27 protein-coding genes and 1 pseudogene are annotated in these 25,597 nt (G+C 38.9%); 3 read left to right on the plus strand and 25 right to left on the minus strand.

The features are described from left to right. Window positions 1–261: 261 nt before the first annotated feature. The 3 genes from MKX65_RS21785 to MKX65_RS21795 form a co-directional block, all read right to left on the minus strand. Window positions 262–1,098 carry a DUF1028 domain-containing protein gene (locus tag MKX65_RS21785; protein ID WP_340905559.1) on the minus strand — a complete coding sequence of 279 codons (837 nt, stop codon included), beginning with the start codon at window positions 1,096–1,098 and terminating at the stop codon, window positions 262–264. Between the two features lie 101 nt (window positions 1,099–1,199). Beyond that, the gene (locus tag MKX65_RS21790) at window positions 1,200–1,730 is read right to left on the minus strand and encodes a chromate transporter (protein ID WP_160549595.1); all 531 of its coding nucleotides are present in this window, start codon (window positions 1,728–1,730) and stop codon (window positions 1,200–1,202) included. Further along, entirely contained in the window at window positions 1,727–2,296 is a 570-nt protein-coding gene (locus tag MKX65_RS21795; protein ID WP_340905560.1) for a chromate transporter, read from the minus strand. Before MKX65_RS21795 ends, MKX65_RS21790 begins: the two co-directional genes overlap by 4 nt. 176 nt (window positions 2,297–2,472) lie before the next feature. Here MKX65_RS21795 and MKX65_RS21800 point away from each other — a divergent pair, with 176 nt between their 5' ends. Both MKX65_RS21800 and MKX65_RS21805 read left to right on the plus strand, forming a co-directional pair. Next, the gene (locus MKX65_RS21800; protein WP_340905561.1) at window positions 2,473–3,447 is read left to right on the plus strand and encodes a BMP family lipoprotein; all 975 of its coding nucleotides are present in this window, start codon (window positions 2,473–2,475) and stop codon (window positions 3,445–3,447) included. 12 nt (window positions 3,448–3,459) lie between these two features. Beyond that, window positions 3,460–5,115 carry a methyl-accepting chemotaxis protein gene (locus MKX65_RS21805; protein ID WP_340905562.1) on the plus strand — a complete coding sequence of 552 codons (1,656 nt, stop codon included), beginning with the start codon at window positions 3,460–3,462 and terminating at the stop codon, window positions 5,113–5,115. 43 nt (window positions 5,116–5,158) lie between these two features. Here MKX65_RS21805 and MKX65_RS21810 read toward each other — a convergent pair whose 3' ends face one another. The 6 genes from MKX65_RS21810 to flaG all read right to left on the minus strand — a co-directional run bounded on the left by MKX65_RS21810 (window position 5,159) and on the right by flaG (window position 10,469). Next, complete coding sequence (locus tag MKX65_RS21810) at window positions 5,159–6,238, minus strand: Gfo/Idh/MocA family protein (RefSeq protein WP_340905563.1); 1,080 nt, start codon at window positions 6,236–6,238, stop codon at window positions 5,159–5,161. 184 nt (window positions 6,239–6,422) lie between these two features. Beyond that, the gene (hpf, locus tag MKX65_RS21815) at window positions 6,423–6,983 is read right to left on the minus strand and encodes a ribosome hibernation-promoting factor, HPF/YfiA family (RefSeq protein WP_119710101.1); all 561 of its coding nucleotides are present in this window, start codon (window positions 6,981–6,983) and stop codon (window positions 6,423–6,425) included. A 268-nt stretch (window positions 6,984–7,251) separates the two neighbouring features. Continuing rightward, window positions 7,252–7,593 (minus strand): flagellar protein FliT, encoded by a 342-nt coding sequence (locus MKX65_RS21820; RefSeq protein ID WP_340905564.1) that lies wholly within the window; start codon window positions 7,591–7,593, stop codon window positions 7,252–7,254. After that, window positions 7,593–7,994, minus strand: a complete 402-nt coding sequence (gene fliS, locus MKX65_RS21825; protein WP_340905566.1) for a flagellar export chaperone FliS — start codon at window positions 7,992–7,994, stop codon at window positions 7,593–7,595. Before fliS ends, MKX65_RS21820 begins: the two co-directional genes overlap by 1 nt. An 18-nt stretch (window positions 7,995–8,012) precedes the next feature. Beyond that, entirely contained in the window at window positions 8,013–10,097 is a 2,085-nt protein-coding gene (gene fliD / locus MKX65_RS21830; RefSeq protein WP_340905567.1) for a flagellar filament capping protein FliD, read from the minus strand. A 12-nt stretch (window positions 10,098–10,109) separates the two neighbouring features. Beyond that, window positions 10,110–10,469, minus strand: coding sequence for a flagellar protein FlaG (gene flaG, locus MKX65_RS21835; RefSeq protein WP_340905568.1), 360 nt, complete (start codon window positions 10,467–10,469; stop codon window positions 10,110–10,112). A 784-nt stretch (window positions 10,470–11,253) separates the two neighbouring features. On the opposite strand from flaG, the gene MKX65_RS21840 reads away from it, so the two are divergent. After that, a complete protein-coding gene (locus MKX65_RS21840) occupies window positions 11,254–11,406 on the plus strand; it encodes a hypothetical protein (protein WP_340905569.1) in 153 nt (50 codons plus the stop codon). Window positions 11,407–11,935: 529 nt separating this feature from the next. Here MKX65_RS21840 and MKX65_RS21845 read toward each other — a convergent pair. From MKX65_RS21845 to MKX65_RS21915, 16 genes and pseudogenes are all read right to left on the minus strand, one after another. After that, window positions 11,936–13,216 carry a flagellin N-terminal helical domain-containing protein gene (locus tag MKX65_RS21845; RefSeq protein WP_340905570.1) on the minus strand — a complete coding sequence of 427 codons (1,281 nt, stop codon included), beginning with the start codon at window positions 13,214–13,216 and terminating at the stop codon, window positions 11,936–11,938. Between the two features lie 212 nt (window positions 13,217–13,428). Further along, window positions 13,429–13,647 (minus strand): carbon storage regulator CsrA, encoded by a 219-nt coding sequence (gene csrA / locus MKX65_RS21850; RefSeq protein WP_340905571.1) that lies wholly within the window; start codon window positions 13,645–13,647, stop codon window positions 13,429–13,431. Window positions 13,648–13,652: 5 nt separating this feature from the next. Further along, window positions 13,653–14,021, minus strand: a pseudogene (fliW, locus tag MKX65_RS21855) (flagellar assembly protein FliW); the annotation flags it as partial. Between the two features lie 153 nt (window positions 14,022–14,174). Next, window positions 14,175–15,290 carry an IS4 family transposase gene (locus tag MKX65_RS21860; protein WP_160549960.1) on the minus strand — a complete coding sequence of 372 codons (1,116 nt, stop codon included), beginning with the start codon at window positions 15,288–15,290 and terminating at the stop codon, window positions 14,175–14,177. Window positions 15,291–15,506: 216 nt separating this feature from the next. Continuing rightward, a complete protein-coding gene (locus tag MKX65_RS21865; RefSeq protein WP_340905572.1) occupies window positions 15,507–16,058 on the minus strand; it encodes a DUF6470 family protein in 552 nt (183 codons plus the stop codon). 77 nt (window positions 16,059–16,135) lie between these two features. Beyond that, a complete protein-coding gene (gene flgL, locus MKX65_RS21870) occupies window positions 16,136–17,017 on the minus strand; it encodes a flagellar hook-associated protein FlgL (protein ID WP_340905574.1) in 882 nt (293 codons plus the stop codon). Window positions 17,018–17,028: 11 nt separating this feature from the next. After that, on the minus strand, window positions 17,029–18,576 hold the full coding sequence (flgK, locus tag MKX65_RS21875; RefSeq protein WP_340905576.1) for a flagellar hook-associated protein FlgK: 1,548 nt from the start codon (window positions 18,574–18,576) through the stop codon (window positions 17,029–17,031). A gap of 17 nt (window positions 18,577–18,593) precedes the next feature. Then, on the minus strand, window positions 18,594–19,082 hold the full coding sequence (locus MKX65_RS21880; RefSeq protein WP_340905577.1) for a flagellar protein FlgN: 489 nt from the start codon (window positions 19,080–19,082) through the stop codon (window positions 18,594–18,596). Between the two features lie 15 nt (window positions 19,083–19,097). Continuing rightward, window positions 19,098–19,361, minus strand: a complete 264-nt coding sequence (gene flgM, locus MKX65_RS21885) for a flagellar biosynthesis anti-sigma factor FlgM (RefSeq protein WP_340905580.1) — start codon at window positions 19,359–19,361, stop codon at window positions 19,098–19,100. 124 nt (window positions 19,362–19,485) lie between these two features. Next, on the minus strand, window positions 19,486–19,908 hold the full coding sequence (locus MKX65_RS21890; protein WP_340905582.1) for a TIGR03826 family flagellar region protein: 423 nt from the start codon (window positions 19,906–19,908) through the stop codon (window positions 19,486–19,488). Window positions 19,909–20,113: 205 nt separating this feature from the next. Then, window positions 20,114–20,809 carry a ComF family protein gene (locus MKX65_RS21895; RefSeq protein WP_340905583.1) on the minus strand — a complete coding sequence of 232 codons (696 nt, stop codon included), beginning with the start codon at window positions 20,807–20,809 and terminating at the stop codon, window positions 20,114–20,116. Beyond that, window positions 20,806–22,164 carry a DEAD/DEAH box helicase gene (locus tag MKX65_RS21900; RefSeq protein ID WP_340905584.1) on the minus strand — a complete coding sequence of 453 codons (1,359 nt, stop codon included), beginning with the start codon at window positions 22,162–22,164 and terminating at the stop codon, window positions 20,806–20,808. Before MKX65_RS21900 ends, MKX65_RS21895 begins: the two co-directional genes overlap by 4 nt. A gap of 113 nt (window positions 22,165–22,277) precedes the next feature. Continuing rightward, window positions 22,278–23,114 (minus strand): DegV family protein, encoded by an 837-nt coding sequence (locus MKX65_RS21905; protein WP_340905585.1) that lies wholly within the window; start codon window positions 23,112–23,114, stop codon window positions 22,278–22,280. 100 nt (window positions 23,115–23,214) lie between these two features. Further along, window positions 23,215–23,370 (minus strand): sporulation histidine kinase inhibitor Sda, encoded by a 156-nt coding sequence (gene sda / locus MKX65_RS27175; RefSeq protein WP_445677930.1) that lies wholly within the window; start codon window positions 23,368–23,370, stop codon window positions 23,215–23,217. Between the two features lie 143 nt (window positions 23,371–23,513). Next, window positions 23,514–24,191 carry a response regulator transcription factor gene (locus MKX65_RS21910; protein ID WP_340905586.1) on the minus strand — a complete coding sequence of 226 codons (678 nt, stop codon included), beginning with the start codon at window positions 24,189–24,191 and terminating at the stop codon, window positions 23,514–23,516. A gap of 32 nt (window positions 24,192–24,223) precedes the next feature. Further along, window positions 24,224–25,366 (minus strand): sensor histidine kinase, encoded by a 1,143-nt coding sequence (locus tag MKX65_RS21915; protein WP_340905587.1) that lies wholly within the window; start codon window positions 25,364–25,366, stop codon window positions 24,224–24,226. Window positions 25,367–25,597 lie beyond the last annotated feature (231 nt).

The following is a 25,597-nucleotide window of genomic DNA, read 5'->3' on the forward strand; positions in this document are numbered from 1 at the left end:
TCGTGTTTTTCTAAGGCTCTTTTCTAAAACATTGTTTCTATAACACACTTTTTAGGAAAGTAACAAATATGTTTCAACAGCCAATCAGAATATTTTCATCCTTAGAAAAGAGCTACTCTCCACATTGTCCAATAAACCCAGCGTTATGCGGGGAAAAATCCGGCTTTTGGGATTTTTCCAAAACAACAAACTTTACGAAAACAGCCTCTTATAAATAAAAAGCACTTCTTGGCTAGGAAGAAGTGCCTACTATTAAAACTATTACTTTTTCATATACTCCAGCACGTCCAAATCAATTTTCCCACGCTCTAACTCACGCGCTTCAAAGTTCTCAGTATGTATATAACGAGTCAGAGCCTTATGTACGCTCTCCTCATCCACATACAATTCCAAATATCCGTGACGTCTTAAACATGCGACCAGCTCTTCTTTCACATGCCCTTCAATCGCAGCCATACGCTCAAGTCTAGGAGGAGCAAAGTATAGCTGCTGCAAACCAAACACGCGAATCAGCTCTTTAATTGGTTCCGGATGATCGTCGACACGAAGATCGATGAAGCGGTCATTGTATCCACCATAACCACCCGCTTCCTTTACTACTAATAGGGCCGCAGATTGCTGACCACGACTGTCACCGCCAGCCTCTTGCCCGGCATTTAATGCGGCAAGCAAGCGTTCTGCCAGGGTGCCACTTGTCTCTTGAAACGTTTTGGCCATCGCTTGTACGGTCTTTTCGTCGACTAAAATATTGCCCTGTGCAGCAAAATGCTCGCCAGTGATTCCACCGGCCCAGTCATAGCATTTTTCACCGGTAAAAGTAGCAGCATTCCCGTTCGCATCGATCACACCAACCTGACGCAGATCCTTGTCCTCATCACGTGAAGTAATGATTTCGATCACCTCTTCCGCTGACTTCCCTTCTGAAAACAACTGTAGTGCCTCTGGACCATAGGCCGTATTCGCGTAAGACTGCGTCGCAACAGCACCTACCCCAGCCTTCGCGAACGGAACCACGGCTCCCACTCCTAAAAACTTCGACTGCACCGCAATTCCCCATTCTTTCTCCTTTGGGTCATAACCTACGATTGAAAACGTCATGTGTCTGCCTCCTTACGTTTCTAATAAGGTCAGTCAGCACATGAAGCAAGCCTTTGTTGCACTAGTAACACCAGCTTGTGGAATGTGCGACTGATCCTGACTTATCCCAAAAATACCCCACCATAAACAAGCGCACCCGCTATCACATAGGCAGGATGAACCTTCAGCCTTTCCATCAACACAAAGGCAATGACACCAATCCCAATGGTTTGCCAAATACCCACTCCTTCATAAGAAGAGAAAAAGAAATCATACGTCATCACCCCTAAGAGGACAGCAATGACTGGTCGCACCAATATGGTAAGTCGCTTTACCTTTGGTGATTCCTTATATTTCATCAATAAACCGAGTAAGGTGACCATCAAAATTAACGACGGTGCCACCGTAGCAAATACAGCAACCACGGCTCCGAAGATACCACCCACTTCATAACCAATATACCCGGCCATTTTCGTCGCAATCGGTCCTGGCAGTGCATTCCCTAACGCGAGCACCTCACTAAATTCATTAACAGACAACCATTCATACCGATCGACCACTTCATTTTCAACCAGTGGAATCGAAGCTGGTCCCCCACCATAACCGAGAATTCCCGGAATAAAAAACGCCAAAAACAATTGCCAATAAATCATGCGGACGTCTTCTCCTTTTCCTTAGACTTCTCAGGATCTTTTTTCAATAATGCACTGAGTAATAAAGCAAAAATAATGATTGCAGGATGTACATTTAAAAATTGAAGCAGCACAAGGCTCACTACAACAAAAAGAAGAGTCCAACCCCAACCGAGACTAGAGCTCGATGATTTTTTTACAAAATCCCAAGTTAATGTTGCGAGCATCACCGCAACGACTGGCACCACGGCCATCGACATCCCTCGCACCCATGGTTCGTCTTTGTAGGTATTTAGTACATTTAGCAAAATAATCATGAAAAAAATACTCGGTAAAATCGAGGCAAAAAGGGCATTTAAAAGTCCTAACACACCACATACACGATACCCAATATAACCAGCCATCTTCGTATTAATTGGCCCTGGCAAGGCATTGGCCAGGGCCAAAATATCGCCAAACTCATCCGAATCCATCCATTTGAATGTATCGACAACTTCCTTTTTCACAAGAGGAATTGATGATGGCCCCCCACCGTAGCCCAGAATTCCTGAGCGGAAGAAGGCGATAAATAACTGTCTGTGCTTCATAACATTCCTCCTAAATTATCAAAATTCAGATAGTTTCATCATACCAAATTTATGTGTTTTCGTTAACCGTTTATTTCGGAATTCGAGATATTCACAAAATCGAAACATTTTACTTAAACTTGTCGAATTTTGTCCGATACATAAGAGGTATGTACAACCTAGAGGAGGACAGCAACATGCTAAAAAGAATATTCTTATTGTTCCTAGTCGTGAACGTTTTAAGCGCATGTTCACTCGGAGCACAGAAAACAAAGACAGAAAAAGAATACAAAATTGGGATTCTTTTATCAGATAGTGGACTTGGAGACGAGTCCTTTAACGATTCGGCGTTCCGCGGCCTAGAACGTGCTCGCGACGAATTTGGAATATTATTTGACTATAAAGAAGCTCCAGACGGGGACTTCGAAGAAAAACTAACCGAACTTGTCGAGGAAGAATATGACCTAATTATCGGTCTTGGTTTCTCTGTTAAGGAAGCGTTGGAGAAAGTGGCAAAGGAACATCCAAATCAGCAATTCATGATTATTGATGAGGTTTCCGAGCTTGAAAATGTCGTATCCCTTACTTTTAAAGAGTATGAAGGAAGCTTCTTAGTAGGAATGGTGGCTGCAATGAAGAGCACCACAGGTAAGATTGGATTTATCGGTGGCTTTGATGTGCCTGTCGTGAATCACTTTAAAGCAGGGTACATACAAGGAGCCAAGTATGTCAATCCGAATGTAGAAGTACTGGTTGAGTATGCAAATTCCTTTGGAGACGCAACACTTGGTGGAGCGATTGCCGAGAAACAAATCGCAGCTGGCGCGGACTTCATCTACCCGGCAGCTGGATTCACTGGTTTCGGTTCACTTCAGACCGCTCAAAAGCTTGGTAAATTGGCTGCTGGCGTGGATTCTGACCAATTTTTCGTAGCAGAAAAAGCCGTTACGACTTCTATGTTAAAAAATATTGACGTGGCCATGTACGATATCGCTAAAGAATTGAAGGAAACAGGAAAAATTGGTTCTTCCACGTATGTGCTCGGTCTTTCTGAAAACGGCGTTGGTTTAGCAGACATTCGTGTCGTACAACTATCAGATGCTGAGAAAAGCCAGCTTGAGGAAGCAAAAGAGAAAATCATTTCAGGCGACATTACGGACGAAATGGAATAAGGAGGGAATGACATGATACTTAGATCTCGCTTACTTATCATCGCTATCATTCCACTTTTATTATCAACTTTAATTATTGGATTTATGATTTCTCAGCTAGTGAGCATGCAAAGCTCAGCTAAGGATGATGTACAGGTTTTATTATTGGTGGAAGGTATTCAAGGAGAACTGGTAGTTGCCAAGCAAGCACTCTCAAATTATACATTCAACCAAAGTGAAGCAAACAAATCAGAAGCTGTGACACAATTACAGAACATTGATGAGCAAATAGCGGCACTTACAAAAGTAATTAGAGTGGATGAGCAGAAAGAAACGCTAGGGAAAGTTCAGGAGAAGTTTAATGCCCTATCTTCTGAGGTGGATGCGGGGTTTGGAAGTAACGACCCATCGGCGATTAAAAGACAATCGATTCGTATTTCTGGTGTCTTAAATGATGTATACCTGTTGGATAAACTGACCGGAGAATGGTACGACGAAATGCTTCAACAAACAGAGAAAAAGATTCAGTTTGTTGTTTTATTCTCGATTATTGCGATAGTTTTATTGATTGTGTTATCTAGTCTTTCGACTTGGTTTTTGGCCAGACGTATTGCGAAACCATTACGTGAAGTTGTGGAGCATGCGGTTAAAGTGGCGGACGGAGACCTCACGGTAGAAGTGGAAGCAGTGAAGGAAGATAGTTCGTACGAGCTAGATCAGCTAAAATCTGCTTTTGCGTTAATGATTTCGAATGTAAAACAAACCGTTCAATCGATTGAACAAGTCGGAGAACGAGTGACGGGCTTTACTGCTGAAGTATCTGGACATATGGTGAATTTGCGTGAAATCAGCAACCAGGTGGCTGTTTCAACAGAAGAGCTCGCTCGCGGAAGTCAATCGGTTTCAGAAGACATTCAATCTACAGCTGGCTCTATGGGTGCGATGAACGAGGAATTTTCTCATGTTCAGGATAAAACCGAGCAATCTTCACAAGCTGGTACGGCAGCGTTGGATTCGGTTCAAACCGGTCGAGTGTCGTTGGAAAAACAAGTTGAACTGGCTTCACAGTTATCGGAGTCAACCGATCATATTAAAACTTCAGTTGAAGGCTTTACGCAATTCGCAGGACAAATCGAGGAAGCAGCACGTTCCGTTCGTGAAATCGCGGATCAAACGAATTTATTAGCCTTAAATGCGGCGATTGAAGCAGCACGAGCTGGTGAGGCTGGAAAAGGCTTTGCTGTTGTCGCAGACGAAGTTCGTAAGCTAGCGGACGATTCCACAAAGGCAACGGAACATATCACAACGATGGTTAGCCATATGAAAAAAGGCATTGCGACGATTGTGGAAGCAACGGAGCTTGGGTATGAGTTATCCCATCAACAGCAATCTTCTATGAAGGAAACAGAATCTTCGTTTGAAGTGATTTCTTTGAATGTGCTGGCGATCAATGAGCAGTTGGATGCGTTGGTTAAGGGGATGAAAACTTCTAGTAGCATGAGTGCTTCGGTTATTTCTGCGATTGAGAATATTTCGGCCGTTACGGAGGAAACAGCGGCTGGGACAGAGGAGATTAGTGCTTCTACGGATGCTCAGCTTCAGGCGTTTGAGCAGGTGAATGAGAAGATGGGGCAACTGCAGGAACTTACTGTTGAGATGAAGAAGGAATTGGCGAAGTTTCGGTTGTAATAAAAAAGCGAGCAACTCTTAGTTTGCTCGCTCCTTTAATATATTATTTAAATCTACCTGTAAAGTCCGTGCTACTTACATTGGTTAAAGGTAACTTAACACTTGTCCCTTCTGCAGCTGACTTATAGATAGCTAGTACTAGTTCTAGCGCTCTTCTTCCATCCTCAGCAGTTACATACGGCTCTCTATCATTTTTGATTGCATCGATTACGTCTGTATACAATGGTTTGTGACCAAATCCATATACATTCGGCGGGTTTTCTTGGTACTCTTCTTTTACTTGCTCTGGATCATCTAATCCATCAGCAAAATGCCATTCTTCAATCAGATTAACTGATTTCCCTCCAGCTTTAACCGTTCCTTTATCACCAAAAATATAAAGAGTTTCTTCTAGGTTCTTTGGATAGATATTTGTAGTACCTTCGATCACACCATAACTACCATTACCAAACCTTACAAGGGCAATACCAAGGTCTTCCGCCTCTATGAAACCATGCTTTAGGTTGTCTGTCATTCCAACAACTTCTGTGATCTCATCACCCATCATCCAACGAAGAAGGTCAATATTATGGATACATTGGTTCATTAATGCACCACCATCTTGCTCCCATGTACCACGCCATGGAGCTTGCGTGTAGTAATCTTCGCCACGGTTCCAACGTATATGAGCTGTACCATAAAGAAGTCTGCCAAAACGTTCTTTCTCTACAGACTCTCTAATTTTTTGGATTGACTTATTGAAACGGTTTTGGTGACAAGCACTTACTTTAACATTCTTTTCCTTAGCTAAGGCGATAATCTGATCCGCTTCTTCAAGAGAAAGAGTAATGGGCTTTTCAATAATTAAGTTTACACCTTCTTCAATGCAATCCAATGCCATTTGACCGTGTTTTCCACTTTCCGTACAGATTGCTACTAAATCAGGCTTTTCAACTTTAATCATTTCCTTATAGTCCGTATATTGAGGAGTAGAGGTCGGGAGATTAAATGTGGAAATGATTCCTTCCATATTCTCCTGCTTCACATCGCATAATCCTACAATTTCTAATTCATTTTCTATGGCAGCCGCAATATGATTTGGAGAAATTCTTCCACAACCGATTAACGCAAATTTTAAACTCATAAGTACCACCTGTTCTTAATGTTTTTTGTTGTAAACTATGTAAAAAATTCTTGAAAGCGTAATACCTTCACCATTCATATAATAAACTTATTATTTTATTTCATCAATCTTTTATTCATAAGTACATACTTTCTGACTAAAAAGATAACAAAAGGCCCTCTAGAATATCCAGAAGGCCTCACTTTTATTGAGCTTCAATTAGACCATAACGGCCATCTTTACGTTTGTAAACAACATTTGTACGATTTGTTTCCGCATTGGTAAACACGTAGAAGCTGTGACCAAGTAGGTTCATTTGAAGGATCGCTTCTTCGCTGTCCATCGGCTTTAGATCAAAGCTCTTTTGACGAACAAGTTCTAAATCGGTCTCATCCTCTTCTACCGCTACACCGCCACCTTGATTTTCGACTGGAGAAGCAAACAATTCATTTAGGTTTCCTTTTTCACGGAATTTGCGGTTCACTTTTGTTTTATGCTTACGGATTTGACGCTCTAACTTGTCTGTAATTAGATCAATCGCCGCATACATATCATCATGAACTTCCTCTGCACGAAGCACCAAATTCGCCATTGGAATCGTTACCTCTACTTTGGATCGCTTGTCATTGTACAACTTCAAATTCACATGAACATTTGCATTAGGAGTCTCAGTAAAATATCTTTCCAACTTGGCAATCTTCTTTTCCACGTACTCTCTAATTGCTGGAGTTACCTCAATGTTTTCACCACGAACGTTGTAATTCATAAGTGAACTCCTCCTTCACATTATACAAATTTGGTTACCTTACTGTTATGCTTAGTTCAGCTTGTCCTACGCCACTTTTTCCAAGCATATCTTAAAAATAACCACCGTCTTAATATGAGAATTAAGACTATGTATTTATACTTCTATTTTACCCTTGGAAACTCCTGCTGAAACTTTAAAAAGGTTTGAAGATTGTGTCGAATTGGTGACGTTAACCATTTAGACATATTTCTACGAAAAGAAGAGAGACTAGCTTGTGCCAGTCTCCTTACTTCTTTTTGTCGTAAAACATACCATCTGGATTAATGTTCTCATACGGGTTTGCGTATTTGTTTGTTGATTCTTTTTTCACTTTAAGTTCTTTCATATCCTTTTGTATATTTTGCTTTTCTCGTAGCATTAACCCATTCAAATGATCGTTTAATTGCTTGGCTTTTTGTAATAATTCTCGCTCCACATTGGAAGAAGGAGGAACTGCGTTTCTCATTGCCTCATCACGAAGAGCAAGTAACCTCTCTGTTTCTTGTATTCGCTCATCACGGTCACCATTAGCCTGATAGAGCTTAATCATTTGAACAGTAAGGTCAAAAAACAGCTGTAGTCCATTCACTATGCTTGGCCACCTTGTGCAAATTGCTTTTGACGGTTGATTTTGATCACTTGCTTCCAAGTGTCACGGTATTCTGTTACAAAGCCAGAAACTTCATCTAGAATAGCTACATCATTCTTTAAATTGGCTTCCATTAAACGACGATTAAGATAATCATACATAGCCATTAAGTCTTTTGACACCGGAATGTCCATATTTAGTGTCACCATAAACTCTTGAATAATTTTTTGAGCCTTAATTAAATTTGTATTTTTTTCTTCAATATTTTTTGCTTGCATTGCTACTTTAGCCAGATGAATAAATTTTAAGCAACCATTGTATAGCATTAGGGTCAACTCACCGGGTGATGCTGTATTTAAAGAATTTTGTTGATAAGCTTGGTAAGGATTGTTTACTGCCATTATCTAAGCCCTCCTTAATTAGTACGAACTACCTGTATAGTTTAATAGTTGGCTCATTTGTTCATTTGATCGTTGGATTGCTTTTTCCATTGCTGTGAAGCGTGCCCAGTAACGATCTTCTACTTTAATCAGACGATCTTCGAATCGATTGATCTTTGTATCAACATCATTTAATAACTTTCCTATCTCAAACTGACTATTTGTTGAAAAAGAATTCCCAGCCTTGGAACGTAATTTATCCAAACTTGCATTTACCGTATCAGTTAAACGTTGCGCAATTCCTTTTTCCCCATCAATTGTTCCACTTGCACTAAACAACTTTTCAACAGACGTTGGATCCGTTTCAATTGCTTTTTTTAATGCAGCTTCATCGATTTCAAGTTTCCCACCTTCAAGATAATTAGCTGATGTTTTAATTCCGATGCTTGCTAATTGTTTATAAAGTGGATTAATGTCTGTATTTGATACTGGGGTTGAGAAATTTGAACGCATCTTAGTAAGTAACGCAGACAATGTTGGGTCACGTCTCAACATACCACTCTTAGCTCTTTCTTCCCACTGTTCTTGTTGCTTGTCAGAAAGTGTTTCACGCTGCTCATCCGTTAAAGGTGTGTAGCTTTTGTAGCGTTCCTCTTGAACCTCACCTTGAATTTTTGCAATAAGCTCGTTATATTTAGTCACAAAGCCTTTGATGTTATCAAAAGTCTGATTTGAGTTATTTGTAATATTTATATTGACAGGAGTAGGACTTGTCTCAAGAGCAAATTCCTTCTTAAGAGTAAACGTCACACCACTTATTTCAAACGTATTTGATGTTCTTTGAGTTTCTAGACCATTAATCGTAAATACTGCATTATCTCCGCCCTTTTCAGTAGCATCCTTAAATTGGAGTACATTCTCAATAAAAGCCCCTTCAAAACGGATTTCGTCCCCATCTATATTAAAGTTACCTGTTTCCTTTCGAGTTAACGTCATTTGGTCAGATACTGAATCATAAAACATTGTAACTCCAAGGATTGAAGAGTTAACCTTACTTATTACAGAGTTTAATGAATCTGTACCAGATACATAAAAATCTTCTTTCTTTTCCAGTCCATCTGTTCCCGTAGTCGCTAGATTAAAAATACTATACTTTTGTTCATAATTGATCCCTACTTTTGCATCCTTAGGAATATCTGAACCAAACTCTACTTCTCCAGTTGTTTTATTCACTTTTACTATTAAATTACCATCAGTATCTTTAATTTCAGTAGCCAGATTACCATCTATATCCCTAGGAAAAGTATACGTTACAGGTTCTTCAGTTCCGTTTTGAATAGTAATTGAAGTAACAGAGCTAGCTGAGTGCTTTGCATCATCAGACAACTTAACTATTTTCCCGGACTCAATCATAGTAGTCTCTTGCATACGTTGGTTAGCAATAAAATCTACTTTTATTGTGCTTGATTTTGCTACTTCACTACTAAATACAAGGTTGCCAGACTTATCAATTTTCACCTGATTCTTAGATGAATCTAGAATAGCATCTGCTTCAGTAATTACATCGTATGAAATTCCATTTACTTTTACATTTATTTTTTCTGAGGTTTTAACTTCTACTCCAGACTTTAAAGAAAGCTTAATTGGCTCTCCAACTTCAGGCGCTACAAGAGTTTGCGATTCAACTGTTCCTTTCCCCCAAGTGAATGAATTCTTGAAATTGGCCTCTATATCAGTTAAAGATTTTGAAGGATCCACCTTCAAAGCAGTTTCTCCTGATAATTTACCCGTGTTTACCTTTGTTGCTGCAGTTGCTAGCTTTTTAACTTCTGAAATAGAATAAGAGGACAAAGAAGCGGCACTTGAAGCAGTTGCTGTAACTCTCGTATCATCAGTAGATGTAGTTGCTCTTGAGCGATAAGAAGAAGATAGCCTCATATTTGTCAGTTCTGATCGAAAGTTTAATAGTAGTGTATTCATAGAACGATATTCATCTCGCTGCCACTCTAGCACTTGCTTTCTTTGCTTCAATTTGTCTAAAGGCATTCGTTCTGCTTTCATAAGGTCTTTTACCATTGTATCAATGTCCATTCCACTGGCTAATCCACCAATACGCATACTCATGCTTCCACCTCACTAAATCTTTTTATCAATCATTAAACCAATTGCTTCGGTCATCGTCGCATAGAAATCCAGCATCTTTTTTGAAGGAATTTCTTTAACCACTTCTTTTGTTTGATCATTTACCAGAGTTACATAGTATTCATTTAATTTCTCATGATACTCAAATTTAAGAGATGTCTGTGATGGTGTCAGAAATTCATTTAATCCATCAACTACTTTTGCTACCTTCTCTTTTTCATTTGAGTTTAGAGGTATTACCTCTTCCACTTCACGATTTGTCTTAGCGTTATCCCCTTTAACTTCATTTCCTAAATTATTAGAAGAACCAATATGCTGAGAATTATTTTTTATCGTTGCTATGCCGTCTAACATGCATACTTCCCCCCGGATATGTTCTTTTTATTTATATCGGATAATAATAATATCTCTTTAGTTAATTCAAGCATTTATAAGAGACAATTTGTTATTAAAGAGTTGTAATTATACAGAACGTATGTTCTTTCCATTGAAGAATAAGGAGGGTACTCATGCTATTAACAAATCTTTTATCTATGGAGCAACAATGTGTACTTCTAGCTAGTATAATAGCTGATGGAGAAATCACAAAGATTTACAAGAACTCACGTCGAAAAAACAATAGTTATAGAGCATTTTGGAGTTAGAGAGTTTGAATACAGACAGTGGAAGCAAATTGGTTAAAAGATTGGCTGTACTTTACTAATAAGGGTGATCTGTTAGTCTCTAAATCACATCATTATTCACCGAGGTTTATCCTTATTTCTATAATCCAGTCGGAGTGAAAGACATCGCTTTTGATCTTTTAAAATCTTGTGAATCAGAACTATTCCTTGCAGTTTTATACATGGATGATGGCTCTTTATGTATCACAAAAAATTAATGATAGAAAAAAACTTATTTACCTTACTCCCCACATTTATTTATATCTACAGGCATACCCTAAATTTTCTCTTCTACTACTTCAGAAATTCATAAAAGAAAGATTCAACATTATCTTACATACATCTAATCGAAAAGATGGTAGTGGATGTATCTTAAAAACAACTTCCATAAGTGAAACGTTTGACTTTTTAAATAAAATAGATAGATTTACTCAACTTGTTCTTCTATGAATTACAAAACAGACTGGGGGTATAGGTTGGAGAAGGAATCTGCAGTAATTAGGACAAAGTATCCAGAATATGAAGTACTTACAACAAGTGAAGAAAGGCATAAGAACTATAGAATTAAGGAAATTGAAACAATTATTTCAATGAAAAAGCGCGGACGTACAATTAATGACATTTCATAAATACTAAATCGCTCTTATTGGTCAGTGGTATATAAAATATCGGATCTAAGAAAAAATAACCTTATGTGAGCAAAAATAGAATCTTCTAATTACTTTTTATAATATATTCCAGCACATAATAATAAAAGGTACCGAGATCCCGGTACCTTTTTTCTAAAATTAACGAAGTAATTGAAGAACACCTTGTGGTTGTTGGTTCGCTTGCTTTGCGACTGTATCTTTCGATGACAGAATAGACTATATCTTCACCCTAATTTCCTAGGGGCTGGGCACTTCGAACAGCTATGTGCTGCCCTACGAGATTCATAGTCATAGTTTTCACCTTAGACCGTGTTCTCTAGTCGTTGAACCTTCTCCACTCTTTCGAGACAGGAGCTCGGCTGCTGATTATCCATTGTTCATCTTCATTATTTTCAGACCTTTACGTATACTGTTTCCAGTGCCGCTGTGGTTAATAAAGCTTTAGGAAGTTCCAGCAATTCACCCAGTTATACTCTAGTTCGTTACCAAACTAGACGCCCTTTAATCATTATCTCAAAAGTTGTAAAACTCCTTGAGGCATTTGATTAGATTGAGCCAACATTGCTTGTGCTGCTTGAGAAAGAATTGAATTTTTTGTTTGGTTCATCATTTCTTTCGCCATGTCAACATCACGGATACGAGATTCTGCAGCTGTTAGATTCTCAGAAGATGTGTTTAGGTTATTGATAGTGTGTTCTAAGCGGTTTTGGTAAGCACCTAATTTTGAACGTTCACCAGAAACTGCTTTAATAGAGTCATCAATTGCATCAATTGCAGCTGATGCATTAGCAGCAGTTGATACGTCTAATGCGCCATATATAGCATTATCATCAGTTCCATTAGTTACAGCATTATTAATAAATACTGCTGTTTTTCCAGAATCAGTTGCAACTGTACCTGAACCAGAAAGTTTCATACCATTTGCTTGTGCATCAGCACGCATATCAAGCATTTCTATTTTAAATGTTTGTCCACCGTTTGCACCAATTTGCATTGTTAATTTGCCATCTTTACCAGCTGCACCAGCAGTAACTTGGGCAACCGCTACTGTTGCAGTTGTATCATCTTCAGTAACTGTTGGTGCTGTTGCAGAATATTGCCCTTCCTTTTGTGTAAGAGTCATTATTCCGCCTGTTGTAGTTGTTGCAGAATATTTATCTTTTAAAGATGTATTTTGAATTGCATCTGCTAAGCTACGAGTCATTTCATCAACGTTAGCACCAATGTTAAATTCATTCTTTGTAATGTCAGCTCCTGATGCCTTTGCAGTAAATTCTACACCATCAACTTTCACAGTAGTCCCAGCAGCAATATTTTGGCTAAATGTTACTGTGTGCTTTCCAGCAGTACCATTTACTGTTGCACCTGAAGCATTACCATCAAGTAATTTACGAGTATTAAATTCTGTAGTATTACCAATACGATTAACTTCAGATGTCAATTGGTTAATTTCCTTTTGAATCTCCGAACGGTCATCACCGACATTTGTGTCGTTTGCTGCTTGAGTAGCTAGTTCACGCATACGTTGAAGGATATCATGTGTTTCATTTAACGCACCTTCAGCCGTTTGAATCATAGAAATTGCATCTTGAGAGTTTTTAGAAGCTTGGTCTAATCCACGAATTTGCCCACGCATTTTTTCAGAAATAGCTAGACCAGCTGCGTCATCTCCAGCACGGTTAATACGAAGACCTGAAGATAATTTTTCCATCGATTTAGACTGAGCACCTGAAGCAGAGTTTAACTTATTATAAGTGTTTAATGCTGCGATATTGTGATTAATTCTCATTTTAAATTTCCTCCCTGAATGTTATGGGTTCACTTCCTTGTGACCCGAATAATTTTTTGTTTTTATATGAAGAGAAAGTTTCCAGGTCGGCCGCCCTTTTTTTCTTTCCCTGCCTTACACTATTATTATCGGAGGTTGGTTTAAAAGTTTAATAGTTTTTTTATATTTTTTTCAAAAAAAATATAACCCCCAAAAATAGGAGTTATACTTTTTCATTTCTTTTTTAGAATATTTAGAAGGTCCCCTTGAATGCTTGCAGCTTGTTTATTTTCATCAGTGATTTCAATTAAAAGTTCTTTTCTAAAAATCTCTAAGTTCTTTGGTGCGTTGATGCCAACTTTAACTTGGTCATTCTTAGTTAAAAGAATAGTGATTTCTATATCATCACCGATTTTAATTGATTCTCCTAACTTTCGTGTAAGTACAAGCATCTACTTCACCTCTTCTCCACTAATTTGTGCCTAGTCAAATACTCTCCATTATTAAGGATTATTTGCTTACCCATATTTTTTTTAGAATTAATTATTACTGGAGCTTGTAGGTTGACTGTCGTATTTTCAAATGGATCTTGAACCGTTAAAATACTATAAACCAACACATCTTCAGGCGTTTCTATTTTTAAACTCTCAACTACTGAATCATCTAAATTAAAGTCATAGTTAGGGTAATAAGAAAATGGATTTACCATAACAAAAGCTAAAGTAGAGGTATTCACAGATTGCATGATATATATGGTTTCGTCTTCTTCCAATGGTAGAATAACAAATTGATTCTCTTCAAGGAAACCTGGTAATCCATTTAAAAAATGTCACTAGTGTTGCATGAATAATATTTAAATTTTCAGTTTAATTATTTTCCTTATTTGGAGCCAAAAAAGGAAATACCCATACAAAGGTGGCTCTATCCATTTGGAAATTATTTTACAATTAGACTGAGGTGACACCGACAGTTTGGCTGATTAAGGAACAGCCTTTCCTTCTATTTTTCGAATCCAGATCGTAGCCGGCTTCCACAATGCTGCCTTTAAATATCGGCTAATCTGCAGAATTTTCCTCTTGCTGTCCGTCTCGATCTGCGCGAGAACATTGAGACAATAGACGATTAACGCGATGAACACCTGATTCTGTATCGCCCACTCGCTTTGGCCGTAGAACTTTTTGATGTTTAAGTGCTGCTTGATCCATTTGAAAAAAAGTTCAATGGCCCAGCGGGCCTTGTACATCTCTGAAATTTCTTCTGCGCTCAAATCAAAACGGTTTGTGATGAGGTGAAGCAGATTCCCTTTTGAATCAGCCACTTTTAGAAGACGGAAGTAATTCTCTGTACGGTTTTGTGTGCTTCCGAGCAACACCATTTGATCAGACAAAACAGATGAATCATCAGGTAATGGAAAATCACTGACTTCTCGGATCACAGCGTTTTTGCGTAGTCTAGAGAGAAAAAAGTATCCATCATCCGTCATACGGTCAAAGCGCTCGTAGTCCAGATATCCTCTGTCAAACACATACATGCATTCTTTGTCATCGACCAGAACCTCCAACTGACCTCGGTCATGTTCACTGGCTTTGGTGATGACGGCTTTTTCCGGATAGGAAGATCCCTTTTCCATGAAGACAAGACGAAGATGTAACTTTACGCCTGCTTTAGTTTTCCGAAATTTTGCCCACCGATGATTCGTCAAATTAAGTGGCAATGTACTCGAATCAATGATTTTCAAAGGCATAACCAGTTTTGTATAGTGGGTTTTGGCGTGAATCCGCCCCACTAAATCGAGGAAAAGAAGTTGAAACAGATCTGGATTTAAGCTGTTTAACCGTCGAGATAACTGAGAAATACTGATCGAATCTAGTTCAATTCCCTTTTGAAGCTGTTCGTCAAAAAGACAATCACCAAGAGCGTGCAGGCTCTCGACTTCAACTAGCTGCGCAAAGAGCAGCAGTTTCAGGAAGGACTCTGTCCTTAACTTTTTTGTATAATAGTCTAATTTCTTGATTTTCACCTGATCTTCAATTAATTGAAGATTCATGGCTGAAAACCATTGCCCAAATGAAGTTTTTCGTGTAATCTTGTCCATGCGTGTGTCCTTTTTAGTGGATTTGGACGGGTTACCACCTGACTTATCCATTATAAAGGACTTTTTCTTTGCACAAAATAAAATTAGTGAAGATTTTGAGTCTTTTTAATATTGAAATTAAATTAGTGCAACACTAGTGAAAAAATGTATATAATTACTTTCTTCTATTTCTATCGTTCCATGGTATTTCGTACGTAATTTCATTTAATCATCCCTTTATTCAAAGTCTATTTTAAGTGAAGCATGTTGTTTTAAATTTATAGTTACTTCACTTGGATTATAATTAATAATCGGTTTGTTTAAATTGTACTCAATTTTGGGCTTATTAGGTGTAGCTTCCACATCTACTTTGCCAGGTTCATACGAGATTTTAACAGACCCTATACTAGGTACCCAGCCAATATTGAACTCCTTCTTTTCACCTTCAATATTTCGTTTAGAGATGCTAGAAATTGCATTAAATCCATTTTCTATTTGCATTAAGTCTGCACCTTCTTGAATCCTTCTTGCTATCCCTGAAAGTAAATCCTGTTTTCCTAATCTAGCCGCATCCTCAATACGAAGTTTTACAGATTTCAGGTCAATGTCTGCCCTTGCTTGTGTCTGATCTATCGTTAGTTTCCCCGGAATCTTGGTAATATTCAAAAAAGCTTTGGGTTGTTCTATTTGCAGGTCTCCAAGTGGCTGTTCAATTGACATTTCTCCTTTTTTAGTTGAAATACCAATATGTGCCGGTGTTGTCTGCATGCGTATCTGCGGGATCTTCATCTCCATCTTCCCCCTATTAAAAAAAGGCTACCTACTTTTAGCAGGCCAGCCTTAGATTTTGGTCGTAAAACTGACCACTATCTTAAAAAGTCCATTAGTGTTGGTTGGATAATTCTAGCTCCTACACTTAGTGCCGCACGATGAACACTCTCTTGTGTCGTTAAATCCATAATAACACGTTCAATGTCTGCATCCTCATTGTCCGAAAGAATACGAGTAGCGATAATTTCCTGTTGGTCAATACGGGATTCCACCATTTCAAGACGATTATACCGAGCTCCAAGTTCAGAGCGTTCAGCAGAAAGGATATCCATTCTTTTGTCTAAATCACCTAAAAGTGTATTTAGATCCCCTGTTCCTTTTCCTTCAAGAGTCTCCTGTATACCTTGTAATGTATTGAATAACTCTTGACTAAACACAGTATCAGGATTAATGTTTGCCTTTAATGACACTCCACGTGACACTTCAACCATATAATCATTTGTATTTAAGTTGGCTTGTGGAGCTCCAGCACCACCATCAACAACAGGTGGGTTTGAAGTGTTTGTTCCGTTAAAAATGTAACGTCCAGCTATTTGTGTATTAGCAACCTTCATAATATCTTTTTTAATTTGCTCAATCTCTCTAGCAACTGCTTCTTTATCAGCGTCAGATAGTGTTCCATTTGCACCCTGGACCGTAAGTTCACGCACCCGTTGTAACGCTTCGTTCACGTGCTCTACCCCAGCTTCTGAATTCTCCATCCATAGGTAAGACTCAGAAAGGTTTCTTTTATATTGCTCAACTTCAGACAGGTTAGAACGGTAATACATCCCCTTCATAGCGATAACTGGATCATCAGAAGGTTTTGTAATCTTCTTACCTGTAGAAAGCTGATCCTGATATTTCCCCATTTGCGTATAGCTATTACTTAAGTTCCTTAGAGAATTAGATGCTAACATCCCTTGTGTTACACGCATTATCTAAACACCTACCTTCCGACAGTTCCCATACCATTAATAATTTTATCAAGCATTTCATCTTGTAAAGTAATCATTCTAGCTGATGCATTGTACGCATGCTGGAATTGAATCATATTTGTCATTTCTTCATCCAGTGAAACAGAGCTTACAGACAGTCTTCTTTCTTCGACCGCTTGACGAAGTGTACCACTGTTTGTAGATAGTCTCGCCGCTTCCTGAGAATCCACTGCCATTCCACCAACTAAAACTTCATAATAATTACGGAAACTTGATTCGGTATTATTACCATATTTAAACGGTTTATTAATGATTTCAGCTAACGCTGATATATTTGTAGCATCACCCATTGTTGGGTTGTCTTTACTTGCCGTTGCAATATTGTCTAAACTCGCCATGATCTCATCTGAGACTTGTAAACGAGAAGCCATGCCCTTTTTATTCGTAATATCAACTTCTCCATTTTTCGTGTCAGAAAAGAAAGACGGTGTTTCATCCGTTGATCCGTTAATCTGGTTTGGTGTAGCACCATCCTCATGCTGAAGATTAAACTGATAGGCAAACATATAAGCCATATTATCTAACTCAGCAAGCATATCCGGATAAACTCCTGTTACTTCACCTGAAGAGTTTTGATAACCATAGGACTCAACAATCGCTTTTAGTTTTCCAGTTGAACTGAATGCCTGAAAATCCACCTGTGTGGATCCGAGTTGTACCGTCTTTACCGATTCATCGGTACCGTTAAAATTAACCGTGAGCTTATTAAAGCCTGTCCCATTTACTAGCTGACCCAAACTAGCACCATTTGCATCTAGTAAAGTAATGTTCACTTTCCCTTCAGCAAGTGTAGATGCATTTCCACCACTTGACGTGTAATCCACTTTAATATTCACAAGTGACGATAACTGATCAACCAAACGATCACGCTCATCGTATAAATCATTTGGTAACAAACCATGTGGCTCTACACTAGCAATCTGGTTATTAATATTATTAATTTGCTCAGATAGAGAGTTAATCTCTTTCTCAGTAACTGTAATTTCATTTTTTAAGTCAGCTCGAATACTGTTTAATGAGCTTGCTAGATAATTAAATGTTTCCGTTACTGCCACTGCACGTTGTCTCACTACTGAACGTGCTCCAGGGTTACTTGGGTTCACCGCTAAGTCCTGAAGCGATTGCCAAAACTGATCCATTGTTGTAGAAAGTCCGCTATCAGACGGTTCGTTCATGATTTCTTCCATCTTCGTATACGATTCTGCACGGGCTTCCCAATATCCTAACTTGTTATTCTCCGCACGGTATTGTACATCTAGGAAGCTTTCTCTCACTCGCTGAACCGAACCAGCCTCTACACCTGTTCCCATTTGACCTGGAAGCTGAGGCTTATTTAGGCCCACATTCGGATAAGGTTCTGTTTGTGCGAAGTTTACACGTTGTCTTGTATAACCTGGTGTACTTGCATTTGCGATATTATGACCTGTCGTGTTAAGAGCACTTTGTTGTGTAAACATACCTCTACGGGCTGTTTCTAACCCCATAAATGTTGATCTCATGTTCGCGCCTCCGTTTTTTAGGCTTTTCGGTTAAATAGTGAATTCGATGTGGACGGTCCGGACTGTTTAGGTGGTCCATAATTGAATTCAGGTGTTTTTGGATAAAACATGTCTAATGACATGTGGACAAATTGTAGTGATTGTTTTACGAGCTCTGAGTTTAACTCATTTTGCTTTTGAAGTTTCTGCGCAACTTCTAGTAGCTCCTCACGCAAATCAGCAAGCTTGTCCTTTTTAGAATAATCGATATATGTTAAACAAGTAGAAATCGTAAGGTTTTCTTCCTCTACATGAAAAGGAGTGAGAAAATTTCTCACAACCTGTTGTCTTACTTGTTCAAATTTATTAATGGCTGCTAAAAGCTTTTGTTCTTCCTTGATAAGAGTGTTCAGGGCGTCAATATCCCCTTTTTCAATAACTTTCGTCTTCTGATAGGCTTTTTCAAGCAAGCTATTATACAGGTCCAGAAGCCTTTCCATGACGGTTACTAATTGATCAGCGGACATCATAGCCCCTCCTCTCTATATTTTAAAGTAGTTAATGATACTAGATGCAGTTGCAGTAGAGTTTGGCTTGTATGTTCCGTTTTGAACACTTTGCTTTAGCTCTTCAACCTTTTTCTGACGAGTAGAATCCACTTGAGAAATCTGCTGCATTTCTTTTGCAGCGGAAGAAATCTCAACCTTATCCGCTTTAGTAGTCGTTGTGTTATTGACTTTATCGAGTTTGTTGATTGCCTTTTTATATGGATTAATTCCTGTTGTTCCAATGTTGTTGATTTTCATATATATCCATCTCCTTCAAAGTCCGGTCCAACTTCTACTAGTATTATCGGACATTTTGAAGGTTATTTTAGCATTTATTTAAAAAATGTACCAAAATAACTAATATATAGGTACTTGTTCCTATTTACCATTTAGACTTATTTGTTGTAAAGTATGTGGCCTGTTTCTCTCGATTACTTATTTCTGCTTTAAGTGCATTTTCCTTCTCAAGTTGTTCTAAATCTCTTTTAATTTCTGTGGCACATGGTTCACACAGTTTACCGGTACGGATAATAGTCCCACACTTATCACACGGATAACCTAGGTTTGGAAATTGAGTCACTTTCAGGCGTCCCGTTCGTATAAACTTGAGTAAAAGTTCTTCCTCTACTCCAAGTGCTTCTACTACTTGCAGCATAGTTGCCGCTCTATTTTCACGTTTCCTCATAAACTGAGAAACCTTATCGTATACTTGCTCCTCTTCCTTCCAGCACTTTTGACATACATCTCGAAATTGATTTTTTACATATATATCGCCACAACTCGGGCATGTTTCTATTTGAGCCATTACTTTATCCCCTTTATTAAATATGTCGATAGACTCATTATAGCTTGTCGAATTGTGTAAGGGTATGAAAATTATTTGGAAGTAAATGTATTCAATCGGTCGTTTGATTGAAGTGCGTTTATCCATTGGCGCTCTATGATTGGGGTAAATTCAATCAAACGTTTGATTGAATTTTATAATTACTGCATTTTGTTGAATCTTGTCACTAACCTCTCGCTACCGTAAAAGATGAAACAGATAATGCTCCATGCTGTTTCAAAAGTTTCCCCGCATGCATCAGCGTTGATCCTGTAGTATATATATCGTCAATTAACAACACTTTCTTACCCACAATTTCTTTCACACTATCAAGTTTGAAAATATTTGAGAGGTGGATCCTTTCTTCCCGAGATTTTTTCGATTGTTTTTCTGTATGAGCACGTTTTAGTACAAGTGTTGGTGTAAATCCAGCTTCCATAATTAATGCTTCCGCCTGATTAAAACCCCGTTCATATAAGCGCTCATTACTCAATGGTATTGGGACAAATAAATCGTACTCATTAATCACTTTTTTTAGACCTTTACAAAGAAATTCCGAAAGCACATAGTCTCCACGAAATTTATATCGACTAATAACCCCTTTTAGAAAGTCATTGTATTCATAAAGAGAGACATTACGTTCTAGAATACCCATCCACTCTATGTCTTCCTCCCAACGAACACAATCGTAACAATACTCACCTTTACGAAATTCTTCCGCTAAGCCTTCAAACGGTCGACTACATCGAACACAGCAATCTCCCTCTATAGGTACAAGCTGTTTTGTACATTTATCACATAACAAAACCGCTTCTTCCCTAGAAAACAAATTCCCCCAACCGATTGCCGGAATGATTCCTTCTCCACAATAAAGACACCTCACTTATCAACCAGCCCCTTCGCTTTAGCTTCTTTATTCATCATAACGACTTGAGCTTTTGCCTTTTCCATTGCCTGTGTCCTTCCATTATGAAAAAATGTCACATTGCCAAATGGTTTATCCGCACTCCGTCCGACCCTTCCCGCAATCTGAACTAGTGCCGACTCTGAAAAAATCCGATCTTCAGAACCAAGAACAGCAACATCCAGACCTGGAAATGTCACTCCCCTTTCAAGAATGGTTGTCGTTACAAGTAACGGAATCTTCTTCTTTCTCATTCTTAGTACCTTCTCTTTTCTAGCATGATCCTCCGCATGCACCGACTCAATCCTGTCATCGATCATTTGCATCAATGGCAACAATTTAGCCACCCATGCAACAGTTGGGACAAATACTAGCATTGGCGTACCAGCTAGCAACCGCTGTTCAATCCACTTTTGCAATTTCGAAGGTAAACGACCTTTATTTACCACCTTCCCCCAATTGCCACACCAACCAAACTCAGGAACAGGCAATTCATGCCGATGAAAACGAGCAGGAATCGTAACAAAGTTTCTCTTCCCGCTCAGACATTCCCTCTGCCACTTCTGACTAGGAGTAGCCGTTAAATAAATCAAACATGAATCAACCTTTCGAGAATTCATCACAGCAAACTGAAGCTTCGGATCCACAGAATAAGGAAAAGCATCCACTTCATCCACAATCATCACATCAAATGCTTGATAAAATCGTAATAACTGGTGGGTAGTAGTAATCGTTAATGGTGAACACTGATGGTGGTCATCTGAACCACCGTATAAAGAGGCAACTTGTAAAGAGGGGAACACGGATTGTAATCGTGGAGTTAGTTCTAACACAACATCTGTACGTGGAGTAGCAATACACACTCGCTTACCACTAGCAAAAGCCACTTCAATTCCTTTAAAAAGAAGCTCAGTCTTCCCAGCACCACACACAGCCCAAACGAGCAACTCCTCATTATGAGAAATAGCCCCCACCACACGATCCGAAGCAACTTGTTGACCATCCGACAGCGACCCATTCCACTCAAGAGGAGTAGCAACTAACTCTGGCATCTCCCCACTCCATCCATATAAAGACGTGCACTCACTCACACGCCCCATCATAATACATGCACGACAATACACACACTTCTTCCAACACCGTGCACAAGGAAACTCAGCAAGTAACTCCTTATCACCATTGCCACACCGGTTACACTGCGCCCGACCTTTCTTATCAAACAAAATTCCTGGTCTTATAGAAATTAAAGGAGAATCAACCATCTCAAAGGGGATTTCTTCTCGAAGAAGCTGCTTACCAGCGAGGACATTTCGAAGGGAATCAACCAAATTCAAATTATCACCTCATTATCAAATTTTCAAAAAACGCCCGAAAACTAGAAACACCATTCCAGCAATCGCTGAAATGGTGCCAAATAATAAAAGATATAAGTTCAGTAAACCAAAAATTATTTCTTTACCCAACCAAGGCCCATTGAGCCCTCACCTAAATGCGTACCGATCACCGGTCCGAAGTAACTAATCACAAATTCAACGTTTGGAAGCTCAGCTTCAAGCTCTTTCTTCCATTCATTGGCTTCCTGCTCACGATTGGCGTGAATAATCACTGCACGATATTGCTCACCAGCTGAAGCTTCTGCCAACAGATCAACCATTCGACGCATCGCCTTTTTACGTGTACGAATTTTTTCAAAAGGAACAATTTTCTTGTCCTGAAAATGAAGAAGTGGCTTCACCTGCAACAAACTTCCGATCAAGGCTTGAGCACTTGATAGTCTACCTCCACGTTGGAGATGAGATAAATCATCCACCATAAAATAAGCGTATAACGTTTTCTTCATTTCTTCGAGTCGTGACATTATTTCCTCTGGACCCTTACCTTCTTGAGCCATTTGAGCTGCCTCTAGTACGTAAAATCCTTGAACCATGCAGCTAATTTCTGAATCGAATGCAAACACATCAATATTCTCTACCATTTCTCCAGCTGATACGGCCCCTTGGAAGGTGCCGCTGATCCCGCTTGATAGGTGGATGCTGACCACTGAATCGTAGTCTTTCGATAGTTGTTCGAATAGCTGAACAAACTCACCAACGGGTGGCTGTGACGTGGTTGGAAGCTCGCGATTCTTTACCTCTTCAAAAAAATCTGAGGCAGTGATCTCTATTTCTTCACGATACGTCTCAGTACCAAATATCACACTTAAAGGAATCATATGAATATCAAGCTTGTCACGCAGGTCTTTCGGGATGTACGCGGTACTATCCGTTACAACTGCCGTTTTCATATAAAAGTAACCACCTTTGTTTTTCTCTACTATATGTCTCACACATATTTTATATGAAAACTATACAAATTGCATTACCTACACCCTTATAGGGTAAATCTTAACTCGCATCCTTTAAGCCCCTACGAAGTATTTCTTCCAAAATGAGATCAACAAATCTCGTATCCAGGTTATAGTTTAATGCCTTGCTATATACGTTAACTAAATCCTCATCTGATAAAATACCCAAAGATGTATTAATGGAAAACACCTCCATTTATACTAGTTTAAGTAGTATTATAAGCAAAAACACCTATTTGTAAAATATTTTTCACTACTTTGTCAAAATTGGAAATGCTTCCAATTAAAAAAAAGAGGCATCCGTCTTTATTTTCAGACAGATGCCCCACCACTTATATTTTATCGTACCTCAACCCAGCCCTTTTTAATAGCTTCGACTACCGCTTGAGTACGATCGTTTACATTCATTTTTTGAAGAATATTACTCACATGGTTTTTAACCGTTTTTTCACTAATAAATAAAGCTTCACCGATTCCACGGTTACTCTTTCCGTCTGTTAACAACTGAAGAACTTCACACTCACGGCGCGTTAATAAATGAAGTGGACGACGAATTTCTGCCGCTCCCACATAACCTCCACCGCCTTCACCTGCTAATCGACGGTATTCTCTTACTAGATTATGTGTTACTTTCGGATGTAAATAAGAACCTCCATCAGCCACTACCTTTACCGCTTCTACCAATGCATCTGCATCCATTTCCTTTAACAGATAGCCACTAGCCCCTGTTTGAAGCGCATGTGTTACGTAGTTTTCGTCATCATGAATGGAAAGAATGATTACTTTTGATTCAGGAAATTTCTCAATCAGTTGACGAGTGGCTTCCACACCATTCACATCAGGCATATTAATATCCATAATAATTACGTCTGGTTGATACTCTTCTGCAATCGTAACAGCTTGGTTACCATCTTCCCCTTCAGCGACAACCTCAAACGTTTTTTCAAAATCTAATATTCTTTTGACACCTTCTCTAAATAATTGGTGGTCATCAATAATGGCAATCTTTGTAGTCATTTCTCTCAGCCTCCCTAAGCCTATTCAATAAATTAACTCTCTAATGGAACTTGAATAATGACAATTGTTCCTCGACCGACTTTTGAGTCGATGGAAAGCTGTCCTTGTAGAAGCTCCACTCTCTCTTTCATTCCTAATATTCCAAACGACTCTGGCTTGTCCAAATTCATATCAAAGCCCTTGCCGTCATCTTTTACTACTACTGAAATACTATTTCGTGTCAGCTCGAGTTTTACTTTTATTTCATGTGCTTCTGCGTGTTTGATGGCATTTTGAACAGATTCTTGAACCAATCGAAATAATGCCACTTCAAACTTGGCTGGTAACCTTTTTTCATTCCCCAAATTAACAAAACTAATTTTTGTATCACTATGATACTCTTCGATCGTTTGTAGGTATTTTTTGAGGGTAGGCACTAAGCCTAGGTCATCAAGTGCCATCGGACGAAGGTCATAGATAATTCTACGCACCTCATACAACGCATTTCGCACCATCTTTTTTAAATTTTTTATCTCACCCATGCCTGCTTGTTCCCCATGCTCACGGAAAACACGTTCAATTAAATCCGAGCGCATCATCACATTTGCCATCATTTGAGCAGGGCCATCATGGATTTCACGAGACACTCGTTTTCTCTCTTCTTCCTGAGCCTCTATAATACGCAAGCCAAACTCCTGCTTCTGCTTTGCGTCCTCTAATACTTCACCGACTTGCTTGAGATCACTCATCAGATAGTTCATCACGACGGAAATTTGAGAAACTAGATGTTCCGCTCGGTCAATCGTTTCCGTCAAACCATGTAAACGGCGTTCAATATCATCTCGTCGGTCACGAAGCTGCTTCTCCATTTGTCGCTTCATCGTCAGTTCCATTTGGAGCTGATGAGCTTTTTCATAAGCATCGCGAACCTCTGCCTCGGTATAGTCCTTGAAGTGCATGCTTACTTCAGACAATCTTTTACGAGCAAAACGCGATTGCGTTTCAAGCTTATCGCCATCATCAATCACTTCAATGACCATTCGCTTCACATCTTTTAGTTCATCTGCGAGTGATTCATAGTCCTTCCGGCACTGCTCTCCTATACGGAAAATCTCGTCCTTGCTCGTACCAACCGTCTCTATCATTTTCTCTAGGATAAAATCAAGCGTCTTTATATCAAATTTTTTCTTCAACATAATAATTCCTCCAAGGGTCCCATTTTCCCTTTCGGCTTTGATATTATTTTAGCTTGATTTAGATAAATATACTATCTCTTGATGGAGAAAAAACTGTCGAAACGTAAGAAAATCGTTAAAAAGAACGAGATTTTTTCGACGTTATATGTAATTTATCCTATATAAACTTAATTAACATCATTACTATTTTAATACCTAAGAACTAAAGTTATTATGCTGATATAGTAGAGA

The organism is Robertmurraya sp. FSL R5-0851, from assembly GCF_038002965.1.
Taxonomy (GTDB): domain Bacteria; phylum Bacillota; class Bacilli; order Bacillales; family Cytobacillaceae; genus Robertmurraya_A; species Robertmurraya_A beringensis.